The organism is Salmonella sp. SAL00672, from assembly GCF_046552175.1.
Classification (GTDB): Bacteria; Pseudomonadota; Gammaproteobacteria; order Enterobacterales; family Enterobacteriaceae; genus Salmonella; species Salmonella enterica.
Window position 1 is genome coordinate 421,473 of sequence record NZ_JBGDUQ010000002.1, and the last position, 23,988, is coordinate 445,460.

Consider the following 23,988-nt stretch of genomic DNA (forward strand, 5'->3'; position numbering starts at 1 on the left):
ACGCGCAGCGTCTTATCCGGCCTCCAAATGATGCTTTCGAGCGTAGGCCTGATAAGCGCAGCGCCATCAGGCCCCCTCGTTACCCTAAATCCGCCATCAGCACCTTTGAACGTCGCTGATAGTTATACATTTTTTTCTTGCTCTCAGGCAGTAACTCAATATCGACAGGCGTGAAACCGCGCTCCTGGAACCAGTGAATACTGCGCGTCGTCAGCACAAACAATTTACGCAGCCCCATTTGCCGCGCCTGGGCGGCAACCCGCTCCAGAAGCACTTCTCCACGCGATGAGCTGCGGTAATCCGGATGTACCGCTACGCAGGCCATTTCGCCTATTTTCTCTTCCACAAAAGGATACAGCGCCGCGCAGGCGATAGTCATATTATCGCGCTGAATAATGGTAAATTTATCGATCTCCATCTCCAGTTGTTCACGGGAACGGCGTACCAGAATGCCCTGCTGTTCCAGTGGGCGGATAAGCTCCAGAATACCGCCAATATCGTTGATGGTGGCGCGGCGGATCTGCTCGGCGCTCTCCATGACGATCTGCGTACCGATACCGTCACGCGAGAACAATTCCTGTAATAGCGAGCCATCTTCCTGATAGCTGATCAGATGGCAACGACGAACGCCGCTACGACAGGCTTTTACCGCGCCGCGCAAAAAACGTACGGTTCCGGAGTTGTAATCGCCCTGCGCTTCCAACTCTTCCACCCGCGCCTGTGCTTCATTCGGGAAGAGTTCAGAAATGATGCCGCCCTCGCTATTGGTAACGCCCTGAGAAGAACAGAAACCGATCATTTTTTCCGCTTTCAGTTTAACGGCGAGTTGAGTGGCAATCTCTTCTGAGGTCAGATTAAAACTTTCGCCGGTCACTGAGACGGCGACCGGCCCCATCAGAACGATCGCGCCGTTATCCAACTGGCGGTTGATCGCATCTTCATCAATGCGCCGGATACGGCCGCTATGACAGTAGTCCACGCCATCATCAACGCCCAGCGGCTGCGCAATGGTGAAATTGCCACTGACGACATTAATGTGCGCGCCCTGCAACGGCGTATTGTTCAGACTCATCGACAGACGGGCGGTAATATCAAGCTGGAGTAAACCGGCGGCCTGTTTCACCAGCTCCAGTGTTTTGGCGTCCGTCACCCGTGTGTTTTTGTGGTAAATCGGTTCATGATGATGCGCGGCCAGATTGGCGTCGATTTGCGGTCGCGCGCCATACACCACGACAAGGCGAATACCGAGGCTATGCAGTAGCCCGATATCGCTAACGATGCTGGAAAAATTGTCATGCTCAATGGCTTCGCCGCCGAGCATAATGACAAAGGTTTTTCCGCGATGGGTATTGATATAGGGAACTGAATGGCGAAACCCTTCTACCAGTTCGGTTTTACGTTCCTTTATCATTGCGCGCCCCACTAGTGAATTATTATTCGAAATTAGTGTATTTTTATTCTGTTTTTGCCCTCTGTGCAAGCGTAAATTTTATGCGGTCCGATCGCTTTTCTTAGTAATGCCGTGAATATAAAAAGAATGTTTACCCTTTTATAGATGACAGATTATGCGTCATTCGCTAAAGTTTCCGGTCAATTTGGATGAACTTTGTATGATCTCTATTTAGTTTTTGCTCGGGAGAAGCATGTCGGGAGCCAATTCAGCAATCAGCCGTCGCCGTTTACTACAAGGCGCGGGCGCCATGTGGCTATTAAGCGTGAGCCAGGTCGGGCTGGCTGCCGTAAGCCAGGTCGTTGCGGTGCGTATCTGGCCTGCGTCCAGCTATACCCGCGTCACGGTAGAGTCGAATCGTCTGCTGAAATATAAACAATTTGCCTTAAGTAACCCGGACCGCGTGGTGGTAGATATTGAGGATGTGAATCTGAACTCGGTGCTTAAAGGCATTGGCGCGCAGATTCGCAGCGACGATCCGTATATCAAATCCGCAAGGGTAGGGCAGTTTGATCCTAAGACTGTGCGTATGGTCTTTGAGCTAAAACAAAACGTGAAGCCGCAGCTATTTGCGCTGGCGCCTGTGGCAGGCTTTAAAGAACGTCTGGTGATGGATCTTTATCCTGCCAATGCGCAGGATATGCAGGATCCGCTGCTGGCGCTGCTGGAAGACTACAATAAAGGCGATCTGGATAAACAGGTGCCGCCTTCGCAAAGCGGGCCGCAGCCCGGTAAAGCGGGGCGCGACCGCCCCATTGTTATTATGCTTGATCCGGGACACGGCGGCGAAGACCCCGGCGCGATAGGCAAATACAAAACACGTGAAAAAGACGTGGTGCTCCAGATAGCCCGCCGCCTGCGCGCGTTGATCGAAAAAGAAGGCAACATGAAGGTCTATATGACGCGCAATGAAGACATCTTCATTCCGTTAAAAGTCCGGGTGGCGAAAGCGCAGAAACAGCGCGCCGACCTGTTTGTCTCTATTCATGCGGATGCCTTCACCAGCCGGCAGCCTAGCGGTTCATCCGTATTCGCGCTATCGACCAAAGGCGCCACCAGTACCGCGGCGAAATATCTGGCGCAAACGCAGAACGCCTCGGACTTAATTGGCGGCGTGAGCAAAAGCGGTGACCGTTATGTCGACCATACAATGTTCGATATGGTGCAATCGCTGACCATTGCCGATAGTTTGAAATTCGGTAAAGCGGTGTTGAAGCAGCTTGGTAAAATTAATGACCTGCATAAAAACAAGGTCGAGCAGGCGGGGTTTGCGGTGTTAAAGGCGCCCGATATTCCGTCTATTCTGGTCGAGACGGCGTTTATCAGTAACATTGAAGAAGAACGCAAGCTCAAGACCGCGACGTTCCAGCAACAGGTCGCAGAGTCGATTCTGGCGGGCATTAAAGCGTATTTTGCCGATGGGGCGACGCTGGCGAGAAGAAGTTAACCTGAGATGACGGCGAGTTTATTGCGCGGGTAAGTAGGATGCTGCCCGCACTGTCGTTGCGGACCAGACGACAGATACAAAAAAACACCCGTAAGGGCGTTCATTAAGTTGGTTGCGGGGGCCGGATTTGAACCGACGACCTTCGGGTTATGAGCCCGACGAGCTACCAGGCTGCTCCACCCCGCGTCCGTCTAAACTTGCATTCTCATTGTAATTGGTTGCGGGGGCCGGATTTGAACCGACGACCTTCGGGTTATGAGCCCGACGAGCTACCAGGCTGCTCCACCCCGCGTCCGTGGATGCGCACTATACTCCGCTGAGCTTTTGTTGCAACCCTTTTTTCATATAAATCGCTAATTTCTCATGAATTGCGCAAATACACCGCAGATAGCGCGATTTTTAAACGAATTTACATAATGAGATCGCGATCGCATTTCATTACTCCGGACGGTTTGTTATCTTCACCGGGCACTTTCGATTACGCAGAAGACGAGACACCATGAAAGGACGTTGGGCAAAATATGTGGCGACAGGCGTAATGCTGGCAATGCTGGCTGCCTGTTCATCAAAACCGACCGATCGCGGTCAGCAATATAAGGACGGGAAATTTACCCAGCCCTTCTCCCTGGTAAACCAGCCGGACGCGGTGGGCGCGCCGATTAATGCTGGTGACTTTGCCGAGCAGGTCAACCAGATCCGTTCCGCGTCGCCGCGTTTATACACCAATCAAAGCAACGTCTATAACGCTGTCCAGAACTGGTTACGTTCCGGAGGCGATACGCGCACTATGCGCCAGTTTGGTATTGATGCCTGGCAGATGGAAGGCACCGACAACTACGGTAACGTCCAGTTCACGGGCTACTATACGCCCGTCGTTCAGGCTCGCCATACGCGCCAGGGCGCGTTCCAGTATCCTATCTATAGTATGCCTCCAAAACGCGGACGCTTACCGTCCCGCGCCCAGATCTACGCAGGCGCGCTGAGCGATAAGTACATCCTGGCCTGGAGTAATTCGCTGATGGATAACTTTATTATGGATGTCCAGGGCAGCGGTTATATTGATTTCGGTGACGGTAGTCCGCTGAACTTCTTTAGTTATGCCGGTAAAAACGGCTGGCCTTATCGTAGTATTGGTAAAGTGCTTATCGATCGCGGTGAAGTGAAAAAAGAAGATATGTCGATGCAGGCTATACGCGAATGGGGAGAGAAGCACAGCGAAGCGGAAGTGCGTGAATTACTGGAGCAGAACCCGTCGTTCGTCTTCTTTAAGCCGCAATCTTTTGCGCCGGTCAAAGGCGCCAGCGCTGTACCGCTGATTGGGCGAGCATCCGTCGCCTCCGACCGCAGCATCATTCCGCCTGGCACGACCTTGTTGGCGGAAGTACCGTTGCTGGATAACAACGGTAAATTTAGCGGTCAGTATGAGCTACGTTTGATGGTCGCGCTGGATGTCGGCGGAGCGATTAAAGGCCAGCACTTTGATATTTACCAGGGGATCGGCCCGGATGCCGGGCATCGTGCCGGATGGTATAATCACTATGGTCGCGTCTGGGTGTTAAAAAGCGCGCCGGGCGCCGGTAACGTGTTTAGCGGCTGATTGTGGTATTCTGCGACAACCGGATTGCCCGATAACGCGATCGCTATCGGGCCTGAAAATAGTGAGCAGGGGTGAGGAATAACCTCACCTTTTTTTATTCTGAGGTCATATGTCAGTGGTGATAAGTGATGCCTGGCGCCAACGCTTTGGCGGCACCGCGCGTCTGTACGGTGAAAAAGCGCTGCAGCGGTTTGCTGAGGCGCATATCTGCGTCGTGGGAATCGGCGGGGTGGGATCATGGGCGGCAGAGGCGCTGGCGCGTACGGGCATCGGCGCGATTACGCTGATTGATATGGACGATGTCTGCGTGACCAATACGAACCGTCAGATCCATGCGTTGCGTGATAACGTCGGGTTGGCGAAAGCGGAAGTGATGGCCGAACGGATTCGTCAAATTAACCCGGAGTGCCGGGTAACGGTTATCGATGATTTCATCACGCCGGATAATGTGGCGGGTTATATGGACGCGGGTTTTACCTATGTCATTGACGCCATTGACAGCGTTCGTCCAAAAGCCGCTCTGATTGCGTACTGTCGCCGATATAAGGTTCCTTTAGTGACCACTGGCGGCGCGGGCGGGCAGATCGATCCGACGCAAATCCAGGTCGCTGATTTGGCGAAAACCATCCAGGATCCGCTGGCGGCAAAACTGCGTGAGAGATTGAAACATAATTTTGGCGTAGTGAAGAACAGTAAAGGTAAGCTGGGCGTGGACTGCGTTTTTTCCACCGAAGCGCTGGTTTACCCACAGGCAGACGGTTCCGTATGCGCGATGAAAGCTACCGCAGAAGGGCCAAAACGGATGGATTGCGCCTCTGGCTTCGGCGCGGCGACGATGGTGACGGCAACGTTCGGTTTTGTCGCCGTTTCCCATGCGCTGAAGAAGATCATGGCTAAAGCGGCGCGACAAGAATAAAAGGACGGGGCGGAGTGTCACGCAGACGCGTATCCGGCCCTGCGCCCTTCGTTAGCGAAAGAAGCGCTGTACCCTGCCGAACACCGGTTTCAGACGGGCGCGGAGATAATGGGAATATAAATTTTCAGATATGCATAAAAACAACCCGAACCATACCGCACAAAAGCAGAGCAATTCCGCGTAATTAATGTGCTCGCCAAATATCATAATGGCAAGTAAGAACTGTAAAGACGGCTCTATATATTGCGCCAGTCCGGTGACAATCAACGAGGTGTGATTTAACGCGATGGCAAATAATACCAGTGGAATGATCGTCACTGGCGCCGTCATGACATACAAAAAGAAAGGAGTATTAGCGGATATAAGTGGTCCGGTATCGCTAAAGAGAAAAATTAATAGTGAGACAGGCAATGCCCATAATGTTTCAATCGTTATCGATGTCATCACATCATAATGTATAAACTTTCGCGCCAGGCCATATAGCGCAAATGATAATCCCATGGTTAGCGCCAGCGCCGGGAAATGCCGTAACATGATAATTTGAAAAGTCAGGCCACAGACACCAGAAAAAACGGCGATGGCCTGAAACAACGACAGTTTTTCTTTAAGAAAAATGCATCCCAGCGCAATAACAAATAGCGGGTTGATAAAATAGCCGAGGCTGGCATCAAGCACCAGATGATGGGTTAGCGCATAAATAAAAGATGACCATGAGACAATCATCAAAAGTCCGGCGATCATGCAGAAGAAAAAAGATTTTTTATCTTTCCAGGCATCATGAAATCGCGTTCGCTGCCGAAATAACAATCTTACTGCCAGTAATAATGGAATTGACCAGAACACCCGGTATATCAATATTTGTGCGAGATTTCCCCCTGATAAATATTGATAATATAAAGGTGTTAACCCCCATAATATAAATGCCAGTACCACAAACATGGTACCGCTACGCAGATATTTTTCCACTTATCCATATCCTGTTATAACTTCACCCGATGCGTATGAATTTTCCAGTTCTCCTGCTACGCTACATCGAGTGGCTTTATTTACTCTAAAATCTTCACGCCGTTTTAACATGGATTCTAACATTGTAATTTCATTGTGATAGCTGATAAAAATCAAAAGAATGTTTATCAGGGAAATCTGACGCCGAAACTAATAAAGTGACTGGATTATTTTATCTGCATCGCCTGACCGCCGCGGACGGCACTGTCAGGCGACAGGATATTTACGCTATTTCAACGCTTATGCGTTGCGGCAACAATCGCTTCGCTCAGCGCGTTCAGCCCCTGACTGCGTGAGGCGCTAAGCTGGGCGCATAAACCCAGCTCATCAAACAGCGCCAGCGGTGAACGAGCCTGTAATTCGGCGGCGTTTTTTCCTTCCACTGCGGTGAGCAATACCGCCAGCAGGCCGCGGACAATCCGCCCCTCACTGTCGCCGAAAAAGTGCATTGTTCCGTTATCTGATCGGGTGAAACCCAGCCAGACACGATTCTCGCAGCCGGCTATCTCCTTCGCCTGCGCTTTGCATTCATCCGGCAGAGCGGGGAGCTGTTTTCCTAACAGAATCAACTGACGATATTTATCCTCCCACTGGGTCAGCGGGAGAAAGATAGCGCGTAACGTCTCTTCCGTTACCGTTGTGCCGAACGGGTGTCCGGTATAAAGAGGGTTTGTCATTAATCCACCAGCAGTTCCAGCGCGCGGTCAACGGCGTTAACCAACGCATCCACATCATGTTGGGTATTATACGGCGCAAAAGAGGCGCGCAGAGTCCCTGTGACGCCAAGTTCCGCCAGCAATGGCTGGGCGCAATGTTGCCCGGCCCGGAGCGCAATACCGTATTCCGCCAGCAGCGTCACCATATCGCCGTGGTGCACGCCGACAAAATCAAAGGCCAGAAGGCTGGAGTCCTGGCAGCGGAACGAACGAAAGCCCGGACGTTTCGCCAGTGCGTCTTCCGCCAGCGTCGCCAGCCCGCGGCTCCAGTTTTCGGCCTGTTCAATATCGATATCGGACAGCCATTCCAGCGCAGCGCTCAGGCCGATGACCCCGGCGACGTTCGGCGTCCCCGCTTCCAGTTTCCAGGGAGCGCTTTGAGTGGTGAAGCCTTCAAAGCTAACGTCACGGATCATCTTGCCGCCGCCGAGCCAGGGCGACATCGCCTCAAGAAGCTCCGGCTTACCGTACAGCACGCCGATACCGGTCGGGCCATACAGTTTGTGAGCGGAAAAAGCATAAAAATCGATATCAAGCTGCTGAACATCCGCCGGGAAGTGTACCGCGCCTTGCGCGCCATCTACCATCACGACCATTCCCGCCGCGTGAGCGGCGCTGATAGCGCTTGCGAGATCCGGACAGCCGCCCGTTACGTTCGACATTTGCCCCAGCGCCAGTATCCGGCTGCGCGACGTGATCAGTTCCGGCAGACGCTCAACATCAGGAAGACGTCGGTCATTAAGCGGCAGTTTTATGACCTGCGCGCCGGTTTGTTGCGCCACCATCAGCCAGGGCACAAGGTTGGCGTGATGCTCGGCGACGCTAACGATAATTTCATCGCCGGAGCGCAGACGAGGACGGGCGTAACACTGCGCCACCATGTTGATCGCTTCGGTGGTGCCGCGTGTCCAGACGATACTTTTTTCATCGGGCGCGTTTAACAGCCGCGCTGCTTTTGCTCTGGCCGCTTCATATTGCGCCGTCAGGCGCTGCGCCTGCGCAAACTGGCTACGATGAACGTTACCGGCGCTCAAACAATAAAACTGGTGCGTGGCGTCAATGACTGCCTGTGGCTTTAATGCCGTGGCGGCGCTATCGAGATAAACACCCGCATCGGCTAGCGCGGGAAACTGCGCGCGAAACTGCGTGGGATTAAAAGCGTTCATGATATTCCTCGGTTCAGTTTACCGATCGTGGCGTAAAAGCGCGGCTGATACAAGGTTTGTCCTAACCATCGGAATCGTCTGTATATCCTGGCGAATTATGTAAAGGAGGTTATGCTGAATAATGTTAGGCGAATGTTTAAGCCTGTTACGGAGTCCGCTTTAAATAGCACAAACAGCTTTAAGGAGAAGAAGATGAAAAAGACTGCCGCAATTATCTCTGCATGTATGCTGACTTTTGCCCTGAGCGCCTGTTCCGGTCCTAATTACGTTATGCACACCAATGATGGACGTAGCATTGTGACCGACGGTAAACCCCAGACCGATAACGATACCGGTATGATTTCGTATAAAGACGCTAATGGCAACAAACAGCAGATCAATCGTACTGACGTGAAAGAGATGGTGGCTCTGGAAAACTAACCGTTTGTTATACAAAAAAAAGCACCGCAATATGGCGGTGCTACATTAATCACTATGGACAGACAGGGTAAATGTACAGGAAGTGAAAAAGGGTAGTCTCGCTACCGTGGTCTGAATCGCAGACCAATTGCAAACACAACAACACAACATCACAACCGTAAGCCAAAAGCCCATCAGAACACGCATTCCGATAAAACTTTTCGTTCCGGCTCAGGAAGTGCCGCCACTATAGGTATTTGCTGGTAGAACCTCAACGGACAATTTATAATGTCTCAGATTAAAAAAACTAATAGGTTACATGTTGTTACCTATTTGTTAAATTCATTCGACATTAAGTCCAGAGGCCATGTCAAAACGATTACCTCCTTTAAATGCGTTACGCGTTTTTGATGCTGCCGCGCGCCATTTGAGCTTTACGCGAGCAGCGGAAGAACTTTTTGTGACGCAGGCCGCAGTAAGCCACCAAATTAAGTCACTTGAGGATTTTTTGGGGCTAAAACTGTTCCGCCGCCGCAATCGTTCGCTGCTGCTGACGGAAGAAGGCCAAAGCTATTTTCTCGACATTAAAGAGATATTTTCCCAGCTCACGGAAGCAACGCGTAAGCTCCAGGCGCGCAGTGCCAAAGGGGCGCTGACGGTGAGTTTACCGCCCAGTTTTGCCATCCAGTGGCTGGTGCCCAGGCTCTCCAGCTTTAACTCAGCTTATCCGGGAATTGACGTTCGGATACAAGCCGTTGACCGTCAGGAAGATAAACTGGCAGACGATGTCGATGTCGCGATTTTTTATGGCCGGGGAAACTGGCCGGGCTTGCGCGTCGAAAAATTATACGCAGAATATTTACTGCCCGTCTGTTCTCCTTTATTACTCACAGGCGAAAAACCGTTAAAAACGCCGGAAGATCTGGCGAAACACACGCTATTGCACGATGCCTCCCGGCGTGACTGGCAGGCCTATACTCGTCAGTTAGGGCTCAACCATATTAACGTTCAGCAAGGGCCGATATTTAGCCACAGCGCGATGGTGCTACAGGCCGCTATTCACGGACAGGGGATCGCGCTGGCGAATAATGTTATGGCGCAGTCGGAAATTGAAGCCGGGCGACTGGTGTGTCCATTTAACGATGTTCTGGTGAGTAAGAATGCTTTTTATCTGGTTTGTCATGACAGCCAGGCAGAACTGGGTAAAATAGCCGCCTTCCGTCAGTGGATTTTGGCGAAGGCGGCGACGGAGCAAGAAAAATTCCGTTTTCGTTACGAACAATAATTAACTTAGGGTATGACCATGACCAGCCGTTTTATGCTGATTGTCGCCGCTATCAGCGGTTTTATTTACGTTGCTCTGGGCGCGTTCGGGGCGCATGTTTTGAGTAAAACCCTGGGCGTGGTTGAAATGGGCTGGCTTCAGACCGGCCTGCAATATCAGGCGTTCCATACGCTGGCGATCTTTGGCCTGGCGGTGGCGATGCAGCGCCGTATCAGCATCTGGTTTTACTGGAGCAGCGTTTTTCTGGCGCTGGGCACGGTGCTGTTTAGCGGCAGCCTGTACTGCCTTGCGCTTTCGCATCTGCGCCTGTGGGCGTATATCACGCCTGTCGGCGGCGTCAGTTTCCTGGTGGGCTGGGCGCTATTGCTGATTGGCGCCATTCGTATGAAACGTAAGGGCGCGAGCCATGAATAAAGTTGTATTGCTCTGCCGTCCGGGGTTTGAAAAAGAGTGCGCTGCAGAAATTACCGATAAAGCGGGAAAACGGGAAATATTTGGTTTTGCACGCGTAAAAGAGAACGCAGGCTATGTCATTTATGAATGCTACCAGCCGGAAGATGGCGAAAAGCTGATTTCAGAACTGCCGTTCAGTTCGTTGATTTTCGCCCGCCAGTGGTTTGTTGTGGGTGAACTGCTGCAACATTTACCGCCGGAAGACAGAATCACGCCGATTGTCGGCATGTTGCAGGGCGTAGTGGAAAAGGGCGGCGAGCTGCGAGTTGAAGTCGCCGACACCAATGAAAGTAAAGAACTGATGAAGTTCTGCCGCAAATTTACGGTGCCGCTGCGCGCGGCTTTGCGTGATGCGGGCGTATTGACGAATTATGAAACGCCGAAGCGTCCGGTCGTTCATGTCTTTTTTATCGCGCCAGGATGCTGCTATACCGGTTATTCGTTCGCGCATAACAATTCACCGTTTTATATGGGCATCCCGCGTTTGAAGTTTCCGTCTGATGCGCCGAGTCGCTCAACGCTGAAACTGGAAGAGGCGCTCCACGTTTTCATCCCGGAAGATGAGTGGGATGAACGTCTGGCGAACGGCATGTATGCGGTGGATTTGGGCGCCTGTCCCGGCGGATGGACGTACCAGTTAGTGAAGCGCAATATGTGGGTCTACTCCGTAGATAACGGCCCGATGGCGCAAAGCCTGATGGACACCGGACAGGTGACCTGGTTGCGTGAGGATGGCTTCAGGTACCGTCCGAACCGGAATAATATTTCATGGATGGTCTGCGATATGGTGGAGAAGCCGGCCAAAGTCACCGCGTTAATGGCGCAGTGGCTGGTGAACGGCTGGTGTCGGGAGACGATTTTTAACCTTAAACTGCCGATGAAAAAACGCTATGAAGAGGTGTCGCATAACCTGGCGTATCTTCAGGCGCAGTTGGATGAGCACGGCGTTAATGCGCAGATCCAGGCGCGTCAGCTTTATCACGATCGCGAAGAAGTGACGGTACACGTGCGTCGGTTGTGGGCGGCTGTTGGCGGACGTCGCGACGAGCGATAAAAACGCGTTGCCGTCGTCCGGCGCGTCATCAGCGCCGGATGACGCACGCTTATCCGGTCTACGATTGCGGCGCATCTGAAACAATATGCGTCACGTCATCCAGATGGCCGATGCGCGCCTCTCCTGAACGATTAAATTTACTTTTATCAATCAATAATAAAGACTGCGAGGCGCGCCTGAGCAGGATAGATTTAAAATCGGCGTTGATCGCATTGGAGTCCCACAGATCGCCGCCGCCGTCGATCCCCTCACAGGAAAAGATGAACAGATCGATATCAAGCGATTTTAGCTGTGAGATAAGCGACGGATTAACATAACAGCCATATTTACGTTCAAGCTGGCCGCCGGAACTTATCAGCGCAATGCGTTCGCGTTTTCCCAGCTCCTGACAGATAGGATGGCTATTGGTAAAAACCTGAATGGGAATATCCGGCAACTGGCGGGCCAGATACCAGCAGGTTGAACTGGCATCCAACGCAATCGTCATTCCTTCTTCTATCCACGCTAACGCTTCACGGGCAATATCGGCTTTATGCGCATAATGGCTTTTCAGGCGGATATGGAATGGATCGCCGCTGTCCTGATTTTCACGATGAATATATTTAGCTCGTCCGTGATTACGCAGCACTTTTCCCTGCGTCTGTAGTTCACTGAGATCGCGGCGGATGGTCTCTTTACTGACGTTAAGCAGGGTGGCCAGCGCTTCGGTGGTCAGACTTTTATGATTGATCAGCAGATCGACTATCGCTTGTTGGCGTGCCGCTTTCATTTTTCTCACCCCATCATTCGATGAACGCCCGCGTCATGCGGGCGCACCGGCAAGAGATTACGGCGTTACCCCTTTTTTTAAAAGAATATTTCCGTACTTCGCGCACTCACCTGTGATAACGATCGCAAACGCTTTTTGCGCCCGCTCATAAAACGCATAACGGTCGATACGAACGATATCCGGGCACGGCGCTTCTAATGACAAAGCATCGCGATAGCGCGCTTCAACGCTGGGGTCGAGCGTGTCGCCTTCCACGGCGGCCATCATTACCAGCGGCGGGGCGTAGCTATCCAGCTCAAAGAGCGGAATAATTGCCCGCAGTAGATCGCTGACGCTAAGACCATCGGCGCGAATCACCTGTGGGCCCAGGCTATGCGCGGGAAAGTGAGCGTCGGAAAAAATGATTTCGTCCCCGTGGCCCATCTCGGCCAGCACTTTGAGCAGTGTCGGGGAAATTAACGGTGAAATGGTTTTTAGCATTTCATACTCCCTCAATAATTTCGGGTTCGGTTTGCGGCCAGAAATAGCGATACTGATAATTGACCTGCGCGCGCGCCTGCTCCGGGCTACTAAATTCGCCTACGCCGTACCAGCCAAACATGGCAGCGCCGGCCACGGTGGTTTCCGCGTCGTCCAGCACCTTGATAGGGATATCAAGCTGATTCGCTTTAATTTGATTCCATAAAGCGTTGCGACTGCCGCCGCCAACCAGTAACAGTTCTGTGGCGTTAAAATGGCCGATTTTCTCCAGCGTGCGCAGATTACGCTGAAGTTGCGCCGTCAGGCCTTCCAGCGCGGCGCGATAGAAATGGCCGCGGGTGGTATTGAGCGTCACGCCCTGCCAGCCTGCATTTTGGCAGGCGAGCAGATCGCACTGCATCCGTACGCCTTCCGCGCCAGCGGGAATAGCGCGCGCTTCGTCGATCAGCGTTTGCCATGGTGTTTCTGGCGTCCACAGCAGTTTTCGTACCCATTCGAGTACGCCGGAGGCCAGCCACTGCATTCCGGGGTTATAAAGCCCCGACTGACTGTCCAGTTCACAGGTCGAGCCCGGATACTGACTGAGCAGCGAGGTATCCACCTGACCGCTGCGTACCATCAGAATCTCCCATGTTCCGGAGGAGAGCACCGGTTCACCTTGCTGCGCGCCAGCGCCGAATAACGCGAACTGAGTATCGTGTCCGGCAGAGATCACCGGCACACCCGCCGGGAGACCGAGTAGCCTGGCCGCGTCTGTCTGTAGCGTGCCTATCGGGGCGCCTGCTTCCACGATACGCGGGAACAGGCGGCGCGCCAGGCCCGTCGCCTGCAGGATTTCCGGACTAAAGTCGCGCTGATGGATATCCAGTAGCTGGCTGGTGCCTGCCATAGTGATATCGGTTGTAAACTCGCCGGTCAGACGGTGGTTAATCAGCGACGAGATAAACAGCCAGCAGTGAGCTTGTTCCAGCAGGCGCGGATGATTCTCTTTAAGCCAGACCAGTTTATACAGCGTGTTAAAGCTGAACGCGCCGACGCCGGAGAGCGTCTGCAATTGCCGGGGCGAGATAAAGCGCTCAATAGTTTCCATCACGGCAGCGGTTCGCGGGCATTTCCAACTGATGACCGGGTAGAGCAGCTTACCCTGCGCATCGACCAGCGCGCCATCGACGCCGAACGTAGTCACCGTAATACCGCGAACAACACACTCCGACAGGGCGCTGGAGAGTGACCTGCAGCAGTCGGCGAAACGTTGCAGGATGGCGTCCAGCGACCACTGATGCCAGGCGCTATTTTCTGCGGCAATGTCGCTGGCGTTAGCGGTTGAGGCGCGGGCGACAATTTTCCCCTGGCGATCAACGGCGATCGCCCGAACGTTAGTCGCACCGCAGTCGAGAACCAGGATAACGTCTTGTTTCATAGATAACTCCATAAACGCCGCCCGATGGCGCTACGCTTATCCGGCCTACGGTTCACGCGCCCGTAGTCCCGGTAAACCTGCGCCACCGGGCTAAGCCGCATTAACGTTTATACAGCGGGCCATAATTCTGGCAGGCGCGATAATCCTGGCCTTCGATATCCATACCGTGAGCCGCCCAGGCGGAAGGACGGTAGATCTTCGCCTCCTCCACGTTGTGCATACATACCGGGATACGCAGCATCGCGGCGAGAGTAATAAAGTCCGCCCCTACATGGCCGATGGTGAGTACGCCGTGGTTAGCGCCCCAGTTCGCCATCACCGAATAGACATCGGTAAACGGGCCTTTGCCGGTAAGACGCGGCGCAAACCAGGTAGTAGGCCAGGTAGAGTTGGTGCGGGCATCAAGCTGATCGTGCATCGCTTTCGGCAGTTCGACGCTCCAGCCCTCGGCGATTTGCAGTACTGGCCCCAGGCCTTTGATGATATTCACGCGGGTCATGGTGAATGGTACGCCGCCTTCGGTCAGGAAACGGGATGAGTAGCCGCCGCCGCGGAAGTATTCGTGAATCGCCGGGCACCATTCGGTGGCCGCCAGACACGCATCCGCCTCTTGTTGGCTGATTTCCCAGTGCGGTTTCATGGTCGGCTTGCCTTCGCTGTCGCGCTGTTTACAGGCACCGTCCAGAGCGGCAGAACCGGAGTTAATCAGGTGAATAATGCCGTGCTCCGCCAGTCCGCTGAGCGCCTGGCCGGTGACGCGTTCTACGGCTTCCGGCGACCAGTAGGTTCGTACGTCGGCGAATATCTGCGCGGTACCAGTGAGTTGATGGCCAAACAGCATCGCTACGCCGTTCAGACTGTCATTTTCGGTGGCGACGACAAACGGTTCGCGTACGCCGTTCCAGTCAAAAGAGCTATTGAGCAGCGCTTCGGCGGTATCGCCATTCGGGTATTGATCGGTCCAGTGGCGCTGGCCCTGAAAGCCGGCGGCAATGGCGTTGTAGCCCAGCGATTCTTCAACTAACCCTTTGTCCGCCAGCGTCTTGTTGCCCTGCATCATATCGCGAATACACATCGCCATCAGCAGGCTCTCTTTTAGCACCGCGCGGTTCTGGGCTTCATTGCGCTTATACTGCGAGGCGTTCTGATCTTCGCCGTAGCGGAAGTTTTTATCCGCCCACGCCAGCGCCATCTCCAGTTCGGCCTCATCATAAATTTTTTGATCGATACGGCGGCGCAGTTCGGTCATATCTACCGCTTGCACCTTCATGCCCAGCCAGGATTCAAAGAAGTTATGATCGACAATGGAACCCGCGATCCCCATCGATACGCCGCCGACGGAGAGGTAGCTTTTGCCTTTCATACTGGCTACCGCTAACCCTGCCCGCGCAAAACGCAGCAGTTTTTCTTCGACGTCGGCAGGAATGGAGGTATCGTCGGCATCCTGCACGTCATGGCCATAAATGGAGAACGCTGGAATGCCTTTCTGGCTGTGCGCCGCCAGCGCCGCGGCAAGGTAAACCGCCCCAGGACGCTCTGTGCCGTTAAAGCCCCAGATGGCTTTCGGACGCATCGGGTCCATATCAATGGTTTCGCTGCCATAGCACCAGCACGGCGTAACGGTAATGGTCACGCCCACGTTCTGGCTGCTGAATTTTTCTTCACAGGCGGCGGATTCCGCCATTCCGGCAATACAGGTATCCGCAATGACGCACTCCACCTGAGCCCCGCAGGCGTGGCGGATTTTCTCGGTGATGAGCGCCGCCGTCGCTTTCGCCATGTTCATGGTTTGCTCTTCGAGCGACTCGCGTACGCCCATACGACGTCCATCAATCACCGGGCGGATACCGATTTTCGGTAAGCTGATTTTTTTCATGACAGATTCCTCACGTTATTCGGATAAATGTTCAGTTTGTCGCCGCTTGTGAACGGAAACGGGCAAAAATGAAGATGACGGCAAAGCACAATGCCGGAACCAGTTCGGCGGTCGGGATTTTGCCTGCGGCGTCGCTAACGAAGCCCATTACTGGCGTGACAATACCGCCGCCAATAATGGTCATGACGATAAAAGACGAGCCGTACTTAGTGTCCTGTCCCAGATTTTTGATACCCAACGAGAAGATGGTCGGGTACTGGATTGACATAAATGCGCTACACAACGTCAGCGCCAGCAGGCCGATATGTCCGCCGCTAAAGGCGGAAATCAGACACAGGAGCATGGCAAGCAGGGCATAGGCGGCCAGCACTTTATGCGGCGCGAAGCGGCTGATAAGCCAGGTCCCGGTGAAACGGCCGATAAAGAAGCACACCATCGTGCCGGTCAGGTAGTTGGCGGCGAAACCGGGCGTCATTCCAGGGATCTCCTCAATGGCGTAGCGGATCAGATAGCTCCAGCAGGCGGTTTGCGCCCCCACGTAGCAGAACTGCGCCAGCACCGCCCAGCGCCAGTGGCGGATACGGATGAGTCGGGAGAGAGAAGATAAGAAAGAGCTTTGTTTAGCATCGCTATGATCGTCACTTTGCAGGGCCGGAAATTTGGTCAGCATAATCAGCAGCGCAACTACTAATACGATGGCGACGATAATCATGTATGGCGTTTGTACCGATAACACCAGGCTGTGTTTATAGGCGCTAAGCTGATCCGGCGTCATTTTATCAAGCGCTTCTTGTGATTGATGCGGCACGTTAGACAAAATAAGGCTTTGCCCAAACACAACGGCGATAATAGCGCCAAAGGAGTTAAAAGTTTGCGCCAGATTAAGCCGGAAATGTCCACCGCTTTCTGGACCTAATACCGTCACAAAAGGGTTGGCCGCAGTTTCAAGGCAGCCTAAACCAGCGGCGATGATAAACAGGCCAATTAAAAACAATGTGTAATTCATTATCTCGGCGGCAGGCCAGAATAATGCGGCGCCAACAGCATACAAAAAAAGCCCGGTGATAATCCCTGCTTTATAACTGAGTTTTTTCATCAAAATCCCAGCGGGAATTGGAATGACGAAATAACCGAAATAAAAGGCTGACTGAATAAGCCCGGCCTGAAAGTTAGTTAGCGTAAAAGCTTGTTGAAACTGCGGTAATAAAATGTCATTCAGATTATTGGCGACGGCCCACAGAAAAAATAGCGAGCAAAGTAAGGCGAATGGAATAATGTAGCGCTTGCTTTTGCTTTGCTCTGCATCCACAGCACGAAAACTCTGTGTTTGTATTGTTGTGTTTCCCATAGCATCCTCATCGGTTCAGAAGCTTTTGCGTGCGGTCGGTTCTGGTCACCAGACCGTAAAATTAGGTGAGTTCGCTTTTCTTACCGGTAATAAATTGGCGTCCGGAATGAACTCATGGATTCATTTTCAAATAAAAAAGGCCTTTTAATATGATGGCGGTCACATTTATACCTGAGAGCAGAGCGTTCTGTGATTATCATCACTTTAATTTTCATAAAAAAATGACCGTTTGAGATGTTTAATTTAAAAAACCACAGACTGAATGCCCGAATTAAATTATTGCCACGAAAACGGGCAGTAGTAACTTATTCTTCATTTTTGCCCGTTTTAAAAAATATTATTAAGAGCGGGCATTTATCGGCGAGAGAAACGGTAGTCGTCTGGTTTATCGTGGCGAATTAATTGATGTGAATCACAAAATATCGTTATTTAAATTCCTTTCTCTTTATTCAGTATGATGATAGTTGCTAACTATTCGATTATTTCAACAGGACAGCAGCGCGATGCGAAAGGCGGTTTTGTTGTCTCATTTTGAATCACAGAGAGAGGTAAATAATGGAACGAAATAGACTGGCGCGGCAGATTATTGATACCTGTCTGGAAATGACGCGGTTAGGGTTAAATCAGGGGACGGCAGGTAACGTGAGCGTACGTTATCAGGGCGGATTGCTGATTACGCCGACGGGGATCCCCTACGAGAAGCTGACAGAGTCGCACATTGTCTTTATTGATGCTGACGGTCAGCATGAGCAGGGCAAGCTGCCTTCCAGCGAGTGGCGTTTTCATATGGCGGCATACCAGACGCGCCCTGACGCCAATGCCGTGGTACATAACCACGCTGTCCATTGTACGGCAGTCTCGATCCTGAATCGCCCGATTCCGGCGATTCACTACATGATTGCCGCCGCAGGAGGAAACTCTATTCCCTGCGCGCCCTACGCCACTTTTGGCACCCGCGAACTTTCTGACCATGTTGCCGTGGCGCTTAAAAATCGTAAAGCGACGCTGTTACAGCATCACGGGCTTATCGCTTGTGAAGAAAATTTAGACAAAGCGTTGTGGCTGGCGCATGAAGTGGAAGTGCTGGCGCAGCTCTATTTAAGTACGCTGGCCATTGTCGATCCGGTACCGGTACTGGATGACGAGGCGATCGCTATCGTACTGGAGAAATTTAAAACTTACGGATTACGTATTGAAGAGTGATGTCAGGAGACAGGCGATGGCGAACAGAATGATTCTGAATGAAACGGCATGGTTTGGCCGGGGAGCGGTGGACGCATTAACCGATGAGGTGACGCGCCGCGGTTATCATAAAGCGCTGATTGTTACCGATAAAACGCTGGTGCAATGCGGTGTGGTCGATAAAGTGACAAGCAGAATGGATGCCGCAGGGCTGGCGTGGGAGATCTATGCGGGCGTGATCCCTAATCCTACGATTTCCGTTGTCCAGGAAGGGCTTAAGGTCTTTACCCAAAGCGGCGCGGACTATCTCATCGCCATTGGCGGCGGTTCTCCGCAGGATACCTGCAAAGCGATCGGTATTATCAGTAACAATCCGGAATTTGCCGATGTGCGCAGTCTGGAAGGGCTATCGCCGACCCGTAAACCCAGCGTGCCGATTATGGCGATCCCGACAACGGCGGGAACCGCGGCGGAAGTCACTATCAATTATGTGATTACCGATGAAGAGAAACGGCGCAAATTCGTTTGTATCGATCCGCATGATATTCCGCAGGCGGCATTTATCGATGCCGATATGATGGACGGTATGCCGCCCGCGCTGAAAGCGGCAACGGGCGTGGATGCGCTAACCCATGCTATTGAAGGCTATATTACCCGGGCCGCATGGGCGCTGACGGATGCATTACATATCAAAGCCATTGAGATTATTGCTGGCGCGCTGCGCGGCGCCGTGGCCGGAGAAAAAGAGGCCGGTGAGGCGATGGCGCTGGGGCAATATGTTGCCGGGATGGGGTTTTCCAATGTGGGGCTGGGGCTGGTGCATGGGATGGCGCATCCGCTGGGCGCGTTTTACAACACGCCGCATGGCGTCGCGAATGCTATTTTGCTTCCGCATGTGATGCGTTTTAATGCCGGGTCTACCAACGAGAAATTCCGTGATATCGCCCGGGCGATGGGGGTGAAGGTAGAAGGATTGAGTCTTGAAGAGGCGCGTAATGCCGCAGTGGAAGCCGTATTTGCGCTAAATCGCGATGTGGGAATTCCGCTGCATTTGCGTGATGTCGGCGTTCGAAAAGAGGATATCCCGGCGCTGGCGCAGGCGGCGTTCGATGATGTCTGTACGGGCGGCAATCCGCGTGAAGCGAGTCTGGCGGACATTGTCGAACTGTATCATACCGCCTGGTAATTTTGCCGGATGGCGCTGCGCTTATCCGCTCTACATTTCGTGCAGTTCTGTAGGCCGGATAAGGCGTTCACGCCGCCATCCGGCAACAAAACTACCGTACCAGCCGTAGCTGCTGTAAGTTTCCGTCGATATGTAAATCGGTTTGCAGACGTGCAATATCGCGGCAGAGAAATGCCATTTCTTTATGCGTCTCAAGCTTTTTGCGCCACTTTTCCGGCACCTTGTCCAGATGGGCGTAAATTCCCTCCAGATTTTGAAACTGAATCAATAGCTGGGTCGCGCTTTTGGGGCCGATACCGGCAACGCCGGGGACTTTCGAACTACTGATTCCTGCCAGACCCCAGTAATCCGGCAACTGCCGGGGAAGTACGCCAAACTCTTTTTCAATAAACGGCGCGTCCAGCCAGCGTTTCTGGAAGTAGTCGCGAATGCGCAATCCCGGAGAGAGCAACTGGCAATAGCCTTTATCGGTTGACACAATGGTTGCCTGGTGTCCGGCTTCGGTAACTTTTAGCGCCAGCGTCGCCGCCAGATCGTCCGCTTCGTTACCGTCTGATGCCCAACAGCGTACGCCGCGCTGTTCAAACGCGGCGCGTAGGGCGGGCATTTCATTATGTAAATCGTCAGGCATCGGCGGACGTCCTGCTTTGTAGTCCGGCAAACGCTGATGACGCCAGCCGCTGCTGCGCGCGTCGTCATCAAATACCGCTACGGCATGGGTTGGCTGGCTGTGGATAATCAATTGATCGAGCGCGTGTTGGCAGGTTTCCACACAGGGCGATCCCTGAACGGCGTGAATACGGCGAATCAAATTGAGCGCGTCGACGATAAGCAGATGAGCAGCCACGGTGTTCTCCCTTACAAACCTGCGCGTAGGGTAACATTCACGGCGGGGGGAGGCGAGCATTGCGAAATAGCGCTATCCGTAGGCCTGATAAGCGAAGCGACATCAGGCAACAAAGCCGGATGGCGGCGAGCGCCTTATCCGGCCTACAGATCCTAAAATGTGCTGAGAATTAATCGCAGGTAACGATCTTCATCGCCAGGCCCCCGCGCGAAGTTTCGCGGTACTTAGCGTTCATGTCTTTACCGGTTTCGTACATGGTCTCAATCACTTTATCGAGGCATACGCGCGGTTCGCTGGTACGGCGCAGCGCCATACGCGCGGCGTTGACCGCTTTGACTGAAGCAATTGCGTTACGCTCAATGCAGGGAACCTGTACCTGACCGGCAACCGGATCGCAAGTTAACCCCAGATTATGCTCCATGGCGATTTCTGCGGCGATACACACCTGCGCCGGACTACCGCCCAGCAGCTCGGCCAGACCCGCTGCCGCCATGGAACAGGCCACGCCGACCTCTCCCTGACAACCCACCTCGGCGCCGGAAATAGAGGCGTTCATCTTATACAGCGAGCCAATCGCGCTGGCGACCAGCATATAGCGAGCAAGCGAGTTAGCATTTACTTCGCGGATAAACTTGTCATAGTACGCCAGCACCGCCGGAACAATACCACATGCGCCGTTAGTCGGGGCAGTGACTACTCGTCCGCCTGCGGCATTCTCTTCGTTCACCGCCAGCGCGAACATATTGATCCAGTCGACGACCGCCATCGGATCGGTGGTGGTCTTATCCTGACTGACCAGCATCCGACGCAGCGCCGCCGCGCGACGCGGAACGCGCAGTTTGCCCGGCAATACGCCCTCGGTGGTGATACCGCGCTCAATACCGCTGCGCATTACCTCCCAGACCCTGGCGAAGTGCTGCTCCAGCGCTTCTTTACTGTGCAGAGCCAGTTCGTTTTGCATCATCAGACCGGAGAGCGACAAACCCGTCTCCTGGCAGTGGCGCTGTAAATCCGCGGCGGTTTTGTAAGGGTACGGTACGTTAACGGGTTCGCTATTCGTCAAACCAAAGTGCTCTTCATCGACGATAAAGCCGCCGCCGATGGAGTAGTAGGTTTGGCTGTAGAGCGCTTTATCGCCCGCCAGCGCGGTAATACGCATCCCGTTCTCATGCAGAGACAGGTTGTCGGCGTGGAAATTCATGCACTTATCGACCGGAAATTCGACTTCATGCTGCCCATTAGCCAGTAGTAAACGCCCATGGGTGTTCACATCCTGGATAAAGGACGGAATGGCGTCGATATCGACGGTGTCCGGCAGATTCCCCGCCAGGCCCATAATAATGGCGATATCAGTGTGGTGGCCTTTACCCGTCAATGACAGAGAGCCGTAGACATCCACCACGACGCGGGTGACATCTGTAAGGATATGGCGGGCAATCAGATCGTCCGTGAACTGCTTGCCTGCTTTCATTGGTCCGACGGTGTGAGAACTGGAAGGGCCAATGCCGATTTTAAAAATATCGAATACGCTAATCATAGGGCATCCATTGCGGTTGTATCATAGAGAAGCGCCGCGGTAAGCGGCGCTAAAGGACTTAGCTGAACAGTGAGTAGAAAATAGCGGAGATGGCAATCAGGCCCATAATCACAACGAATACGTTGCTGATATGACCGCTGTACTTACGCATTGCCGGTACTTTCTGGATGGCATACATCGGCATCAGGAACAGAATCATCGCGATGATCGGGCCGCCCAGGGTTTCAATCATGCCCAGGATGCTGGGGTTCAGCGTCGCCACAATCCAGGTGGTGACCAGCATGAACAGCGCGGTAATTTTATTCAGTTTGTTGATTTCGATGGATTTACCTTTACCACGCAGCGATTTAATCACCATCCCGTTAAAGCCTTCACGCGCGCCCAGGTAGTGGCCGAGGAAGGATTTGGTGATAGCAATCATCGCAATGATCGGCGCCATCCAGGCGATGATCGGCGCGTTAAAGTGGTTCGCCAGGTAAGACAGAATAGAGATGTTCTGCTCTTTTGCCGCTGCCAGATCTGCCGGCGTCAGGCTCAGCACGCAGCTGAAGACGAAGAACATCACGGTCAGCACCATCATGATGTGGGCGAAGGCCAGAATTTTAGAACATTTCTTCTCAGCGCCTTCACCGTACTCTTCACGCTTCGCAACCGCGAAGGAGGAGATGATCGGGGAGTGGTTGAAAGAGAAAACCATCACCGGAATCGCCAGCCACAGCGTCATCCACAGACCGTTACCGGTAGACGCGGCGGAATCAAAGGACAGAGTTTCCAGCGCCGCGCCGTTCCACTGCGGGATCAGGTACAAGGCCAGCAGCATCAGCGCAGCGACGAACGGGAATACCAGGATACTCATCGCCTTAACGATCATTTGCTCGCCGAAGCGCACGATGGTCATCATGCCAACAATCAGGATCAGGGAAAGAATCGCCCGCGGCGGCGGATTAATCGCTAACTGGTGGGTCAGGAAGCTTTCCACGGTATTAGTAATCGCCACGCTGTAAACCAGCAGGATGGGATAAATCGCGAAGAAGTAGAGCAGGGTAATCAGTTTACCTGCGCCGATACCGAAGTGTTCCTCAACGACTTCAGTGATGTCTTCACCCGGGTTTTTACCGGACAGCACGAAGCGGGTTAAACCACGGTGTGCGAAAAAGGTCATCGGGAAAGCGAGAATCGCCATGATGATGAGCGGAATCATGCCGCCGACGCCTGCGTTGATCGGCAGGAACAGAACGCCCGCGCCGATAGCCGTGCCGTAAAGGCCCAGCATCCACATGGTATCCGTTTTGCGCCATGCGCTTCGAGAGTCAATCGAAGCAATCGTGCTGGTCTGAGTGGTTTCCATCTATTTCTCCTGGAGGATGCTAAAAATCAGGTTGCTGGTCTAATCCAATGAAAAAAGACCTGATCGTAAAATGAAATCTGCTTAGGGACGCTTTTTATATAATTTTTCGCCGTAATAATTTTCGGGCGGAAAGATACATTTAAGTGATGAATCTATCAGTGATCCCGATCTCAAATGCAATAATCCGCTTCTTACATGGATAAATTTGGACCATTAATCTATTAAAAAAACGTCATAACGAATTTCCGGGCGCGAAGGCTACCATTAACGATATAAGGCCGGAAAGATTGGGGCGCAAGATACGGAGGTTTGACTATAAAAATCAAGGTTTTTAGTGGATTCTTGCGAAAAATGAGAGTTTGAACCGATAAATCACGGTAAGAGGAGTGAAGTAAACGTTTGCCTGGCAATCTATTTATGATGAATTATAAATGGTGTTTATAAAACAATGCGGGCTATGCCTCTGATGATCATCATAAAAAATGAAGGCATACGTTAATCGCCATA

The 23,988-nt window shown here is 52.8% G+C and carries 21 protein-coding genes and 2 tRNA genes; 9 read left to right on the forward strand and 14 right to left on the reverse strand.

The window, feature by feature from the left end; genetic code table 11:
* Positions 1–79 precede the first annotated feature (79 nt).
* The gene (gene argA, locus ACLJTG_RS07805; RefSeq protein WP_000588970.1) at positions 80–1,411 is read right to left on the reverse strand and encodes an amino-acid N-acetyltransferase; all 1,332 of its coding nucleotides are present in this window, start codon (positions 1,409–1,411) and stop codon (positions 80–82) included.
* Between the two features lie 232 nt (positions 1,412–1,643).
* Here argA and amiC point away from each other — a divergent pair, with 232 nt between their 5' ends.
* Positions 1,644–2,897, forward strand: a complete 1,254-nt coding sequence (gene amiC / locus ACLJTG_RS07810) for an N-acetylmuramoyl-L-alanine amidase AmiC (protein ID WP_000011919.1) — start codon at positions 1,644–1,646, stop codon at positions 2,895–2,897.
* Positions 2,898–3,006: 109 nt separating this feature from the next.
* On the opposite strand, the gene ACLJTG_RS07815 is transcribed toward amiC, so the two are convergent.
* A tRNA-Met gene (locus ACLJTG_RS07815) sits at positions 3,007–3,083 on the reverse strand.
* Positions 3,084–3,112: 29 nt separating this feature from the next.
* Positions 3,113–3,189, reverse strand: a tRNA-Met gene (locus tag ACLJTG_RS07820).
* Between the two features lie 207 nt (positions 3,190–3,396).
* Here ACLJTG_RS07820 and mltA point away from each other — a divergent pair.
* A complete protein-coding gene (mltA, locus tag ACLJTG_RS07825; protein ID WP_000678626.1) occupies positions 3,397–4,494 on the forward strand; it encodes a murein transglycosylase A in 1,098 nt (365 codons plus the stop codon).
* Positions 4,495–4,603: 109 nt separating this feature from the next.
* Positions 4,604–5,410, forward strand: a complete 807-nt coding sequence (tcdA, locus tag ACLJTG_RS07830; protein ID WP_000117742.1) for a tRNA cyclic N6-threonylcarbamoyladenosine(37) synthase TcdA — start codon at positions 4,604–4,606, stop codon at positions 5,408–5,410.
* A gap of 51 nt (positions 5,411–5,461) precedes the next feature.
* On the opposite strand, the gene rarD is transcribed toward tcdA, so the two are convergent.
* The 3 genes from rarD to csdA form a co-directional block, all read right to left on the reverse strand.
* Positions 5,462–6,349 carry an EamA family transporter RarD gene (rarD, locus tag ACLJTG_RS07835; protein WP_077905375.1) on the reverse strand — a complete coding sequence of 296 codons (888 nt, stop codon included), beginning with the start codon at positions 6,347–6,349 and terminating at the stop codon, positions 5,462–5,464.
* A 299-nt stretch (positions 6,350–6,648) separates the two neighbouring features.
* Positions 6,649–7,092, reverse strand: coding sequence for a cysteine desulfurase sulfur acceptor subunit CsdE (gene csdE, locus ACLJTG_RS07840; protein WP_198898171.1), 444 nt, complete (start codon positions 7,090–7,092; stop codon positions 6,649–6,651).
* Entirely contained in the window at positions 7,092–8,297 is a 1,206-nt protein-coding gene (gene csdA, locus ACLJTG_RS07845) for a cysteine desulfurase CsdA (RefSeq protein ID WP_060451014.1), read from the reverse strand. The genes csdE and csdA overlap by 1 nt, the downstream gene beginning before the upstream one ends.
* Positions 8,298–8,489: 192 nt before the next feature.
* Between csdA and ACLJTG_RS07850 the strand changes: the two genes are divergently transcribed.
* The 4 genes from ACLJTG_RS07850 (at position 8,490) to rlmM (ending at position 11,488) form a co-directional block, all read left to right on the forward strand.
* Positions 8,490–8,717, forward strand: a complete 228-nt coding sequence (locus ACLJTG_RS07850; RefSeq protein WP_000750393.1) for a YgdI/YgdR family lipoprotein — start codon at positions 8,490–8,492, stop codon at positions 8,715–8,717.
* Positions 8,718–9,063: 346 nt separating this feature from the next.
* A complete protein-coding gene (gene gcvA / locus ACLJTG_RS07855; protein WP_000044409.1) occupies positions 9,064–9,981 on the forward strand; it encodes a glycine cleavage system transcriptional regulator GcvA in 918 nt (305 codons plus the stop codon).
* 18 nt (positions 9,982–9,999) lie between these two features.
* On the forward strand, positions 10,000–10,395 hold the full coding sequence (locus ACLJTG_RS07860) for a DUF423 domain-containing protein (RefSeq protein WP_198898170.1): 396 nt from the start codon (positions 10,000–10,002) through the stop codon (positions 10,393–10,395).
* A complete protein-coding gene (rlmM, locus tag ACLJTG_RS07865) occupies positions 10,388–11,488 on the forward strand; it encodes a 23S rRNA (cytidine(2498)-2'-O)-methyltransferase RlmM (RefSeq protein WP_001045494.1) in 1,101 nt (366 codons plus the stop codon). The genes ACLJTG_RS07860 and rlmM overlap by 8 nt, the downstream gene beginning before the upstream one ends.
* Before the next feature lie 58 nt (positions 11,489–11,546).
* Here rlmM and fucR read toward each other — a convergent pair whose 3' ends face one another.
* From fucR to fucP, 5 genes are all read right to left on the reverse strand, one after another.
* The gene (gene fucR, locus ACLJTG_RS07870) at positions 11,547–12,257 is read right to left on the reverse strand and encodes an L-fucose operon activator (RefSeq protein ID WP_023194068.1); all 711 of its coding nucleotides are present in this window, start codon (positions 12,255–12,257) and stop codon (positions 11,547–11,549) included.
* 57 nt (positions 12,258–12,314) lie between these two features.
* Positions 12,315–12,737, reverse strand: a complete 423-nt coding sequence (fucU, locus tag ACLJTG_RS07875) for an L-fucose mutarotase (RefSeq protein ID WP_000920848.1) — start codon at positions 12,735–12,737, stop codon at positions 12,315–12,317.
* A gap of 1 nt (position 12,738) precedes the next feature.
* Positions 12,739–14,157 carry an L-fuculokinase gene (gene fucK, locus ACLJTG_RS07880; RefSeq protein WP_000806780.1) on the reverse strand — a complete coding sequence of 473 codons (1,419 nt, stop codon included), beginning with the start codon at positions 14,155–14,157 and terminating at the stop codon, positions 12,739–12,741.
* A gap of 100 nt (positions 14,158–14,257) precedes the next feature.
* Positions 14,258–16,033 (reverse strand): L-fucose isomerase, encoded by a 1,776-nt coding sequence (fucI, locus tag ACLJTG_RS07885; protein WP_000724126.1) that lies wholly within the window; start codon positions 16,031–16,033, stop codon positions 14,258–14,260.
* A gap of 31 nt (positions 16,034–16,064) precedes the next feature.
* Positions 16,065–17,381 (reverse strand): L-fucose:H+ symporter permease, encoded by a 1,317-nt coding sequence (fucP, locus tag ACLJTG_RS07890; protein ID WP_000528625.1) that lies wholly within the window; start codon positions 17,379–17,381, stop codon positions 16,065–16,067.
* Between the two features lie 555 nt (positions 17,382–17,936).
* Here fucP and fucA point away from each other — a divergent pair.
* A complete protein-coding gene (gene fucA / locus ACLJTG_RS07895; RefSeq protein ID WP_000440819.1) occupies positions 17,937–18,584 on the forward strand; it encodes an L-fuculose-phosphate aldolase in 648 nt (215 codons plus the stop codon).
* Between the two features lie 16 nt (positions 18,585–18,600).
* Positions 18,601–19,749: a lactaldehyde reductase gene (fucO, locus tag ACLJTG_RS07900; RefSeq protein WP_053444831.1), complete on the forward strand. Its 1,149-nt coding sequence runs from the start codon at positions 18,601–18,603 to the stop codon at positions 19,747–19,749.
* A gap of 91 nt (positions 19,750–19,840) precedes the next feature.
* Here the strand turns inward: fucO and xni are convergent, their stop codons facing one another.
* The 3 genes from xni to sdaC all read right to left on the reverse strand — a co-directional run bounded on the left by xni (position 19,841) and on the right by sdaC (position 23,481).
* On the reverse strand, positions 19,841–20,596 hold the full coding sequence (gene xni, locus ACLJTG_RS07905; protein ID WP_023221202.1) for a flap endonuclease Xni: 756 nt from the start codon (positions 20,594–20,596) through the stop codon (positions 19,841–19,843).
* 169 nt (positions 20,597–20,765) lie between these two features.
* The gene (sdaB, locus tag ACLJTG_RS07910) at positions 20,766–22,133 is read right to left on the reverse strand and encodes an L-serine ammonia-lyase II (protein ID WP_000626376.1); all 1,368 of its coding nucleotides are present in this window, start codon (positions 22,131–22,133) and stop codon (positions 20,766–20,768) included.
* Between the two features lie 58 nt (positions 22,134–22,191).
* Entirely contained in the window at positions 22,192–23,481 is a 1,290-nt protein-coding gene (sdaC, locus tag ACLJTG_RS07915) for an HAAAP family serine/threonine permease SdaC (RefSeq protein ID WP_000450462.1), read from the reverse strand.
* Positions 23,482–23,988 lie beyond the last annotated feature (507 nt).

Excerpts from the sequence above, each read along its gene's own strand:
- fucK (WP_000806780.1), bottom strand. The coding sequence starts at position 14,157 with ATGAAACAAGACGTTATCCTGGTTCTCGACTGCGGTGCGACTAACGTT.
- mltA (WP_000678626.1), top strand. The coding sequence starts at position 3,397 with ATGAAAGGACGTTGGGCAAAATATGTGGCGACAGGCGTAATGCTGGCA.
- fucA (WP_000440819.1), top strand. The coding sequence starts at position 17,937 with ATGGAACGAAATAGACTGGCGCGGCAGATTATTGATACCTGTCTGGAA.
- sdaB (WP_000626376.1), bottom strand. The coding sequence starts at position 22,133 with ATGATTAGCGTATTCGATATTTTTAAAATCGGCATTGGCCCTTCCAGT.
- sdaC (WP_000450462.1), bottom strand. The coding sequence starts at position 23,481 with ATGGAAACCACTCAGACCAGCACGATTGCTTCGATTGACTCTCGAAGC.
- fucP (WP_000528625.1), bottom strand. The coding sequence starts at position 17,381 with ATGGGAAACACAACAATACAAACACAGAGTTTTCGTGCTGTGGATGCA.
- fucR (WP_023194068.1), bottom strand. The coding sequence starts at position 12,257 with ATGAAAGCGGCACGCCAACAAGCGATAGTCGATCTGCTGATCAATCAT.
- tcdA (WP_000117742.1), top strand. The coding sequence starts at position 4,604 with ATGTCAGTGGTGATAAGTGATGCCTGGCGCCAACGCTTTGGCGGCACC.
- fucU (WP_000920848.1), bottom strand. The coding sequence starts at position 12,737 with ATGCTAAAAACCATTTCACCGTTAATTTCCCCGACACTGCTCAAAGTG.
- fucI (WP_000724126.1), bottom strand. The coding sequence starts at position 16,033 with ATGAAAAAAATCAGCTTACCGAAAATCGGTATCCGCCCGGTGATTGAT.
- gcvA (WP_000044409.1), top strand. The coding sequence starts at position 9,064 with ATGTCAAAACGATTACCTCCTTTAAATGCGTTACGCGTTTTTGATGCT.
- rlmM (WP_001045494.1), top strand. The coding sequence starts at position 10,388 with ATGAATAAAGTTGTATTGCTCTGCCGTCCGGGGTTTGAAAAAGAGTGC.
- ACLJTG_RS07860 (WP_198898170.1), top strand. The coding sequence starts at position 10,000 with ATGACCAGCCGTTTTATGCTGATTGTCGCCGCTATCAGCGGTTTTATT.
- csdA (WP_060451014.1), bottom strand. The coding sequence starts at position 8,297 with ATGAACGCTTTTAATCCCACGCAGTTTCGCGCGCAGTTTCCCGCGCTA.
- csdE (WP_198898171.1), bottom strand. The coding sequence starts at position 7,092 with ATGACAAACCCTCTTTATACCGGACACCCGTTCGGCACAACGGTAACG.
- ACLJTG_RS07850 (WP_000750393.1), top strand. The coding sequence starts at position 8,490 with ATGAAAAAGACTGCCGCAATTATCTCTGCATGTATGCTGACTTTTGCC.
- argA (WP_000588970.1), bottom strand. The coding sequence starts at position 1,411 with ATGATAAAGGAACGTAAAACCGAACTGGTAGAAGGGTTTCGCCATTCA.
- fucO (WP_053444831.1), top strand. The coding sequence starts at position 18,601 with ATGGCGAACAGAATGATTCTGAATGAAACGGCATGGTTTGGCCGGGGA.
- rarD (WP_077905375.1), bottom strand. The coding sequence starts at position 6,349 with ATGTTTGTGGTACTGGCATTTATATTATGGGGGTTAACACCTTTATAT.
- amiC (WP_000011919.1), top strand. The coding sequence starts at position 1,644 with ATGTCGGGAGCCAATTCAGCAATCAGCCGTCGCCGTTTACTACAAGGC.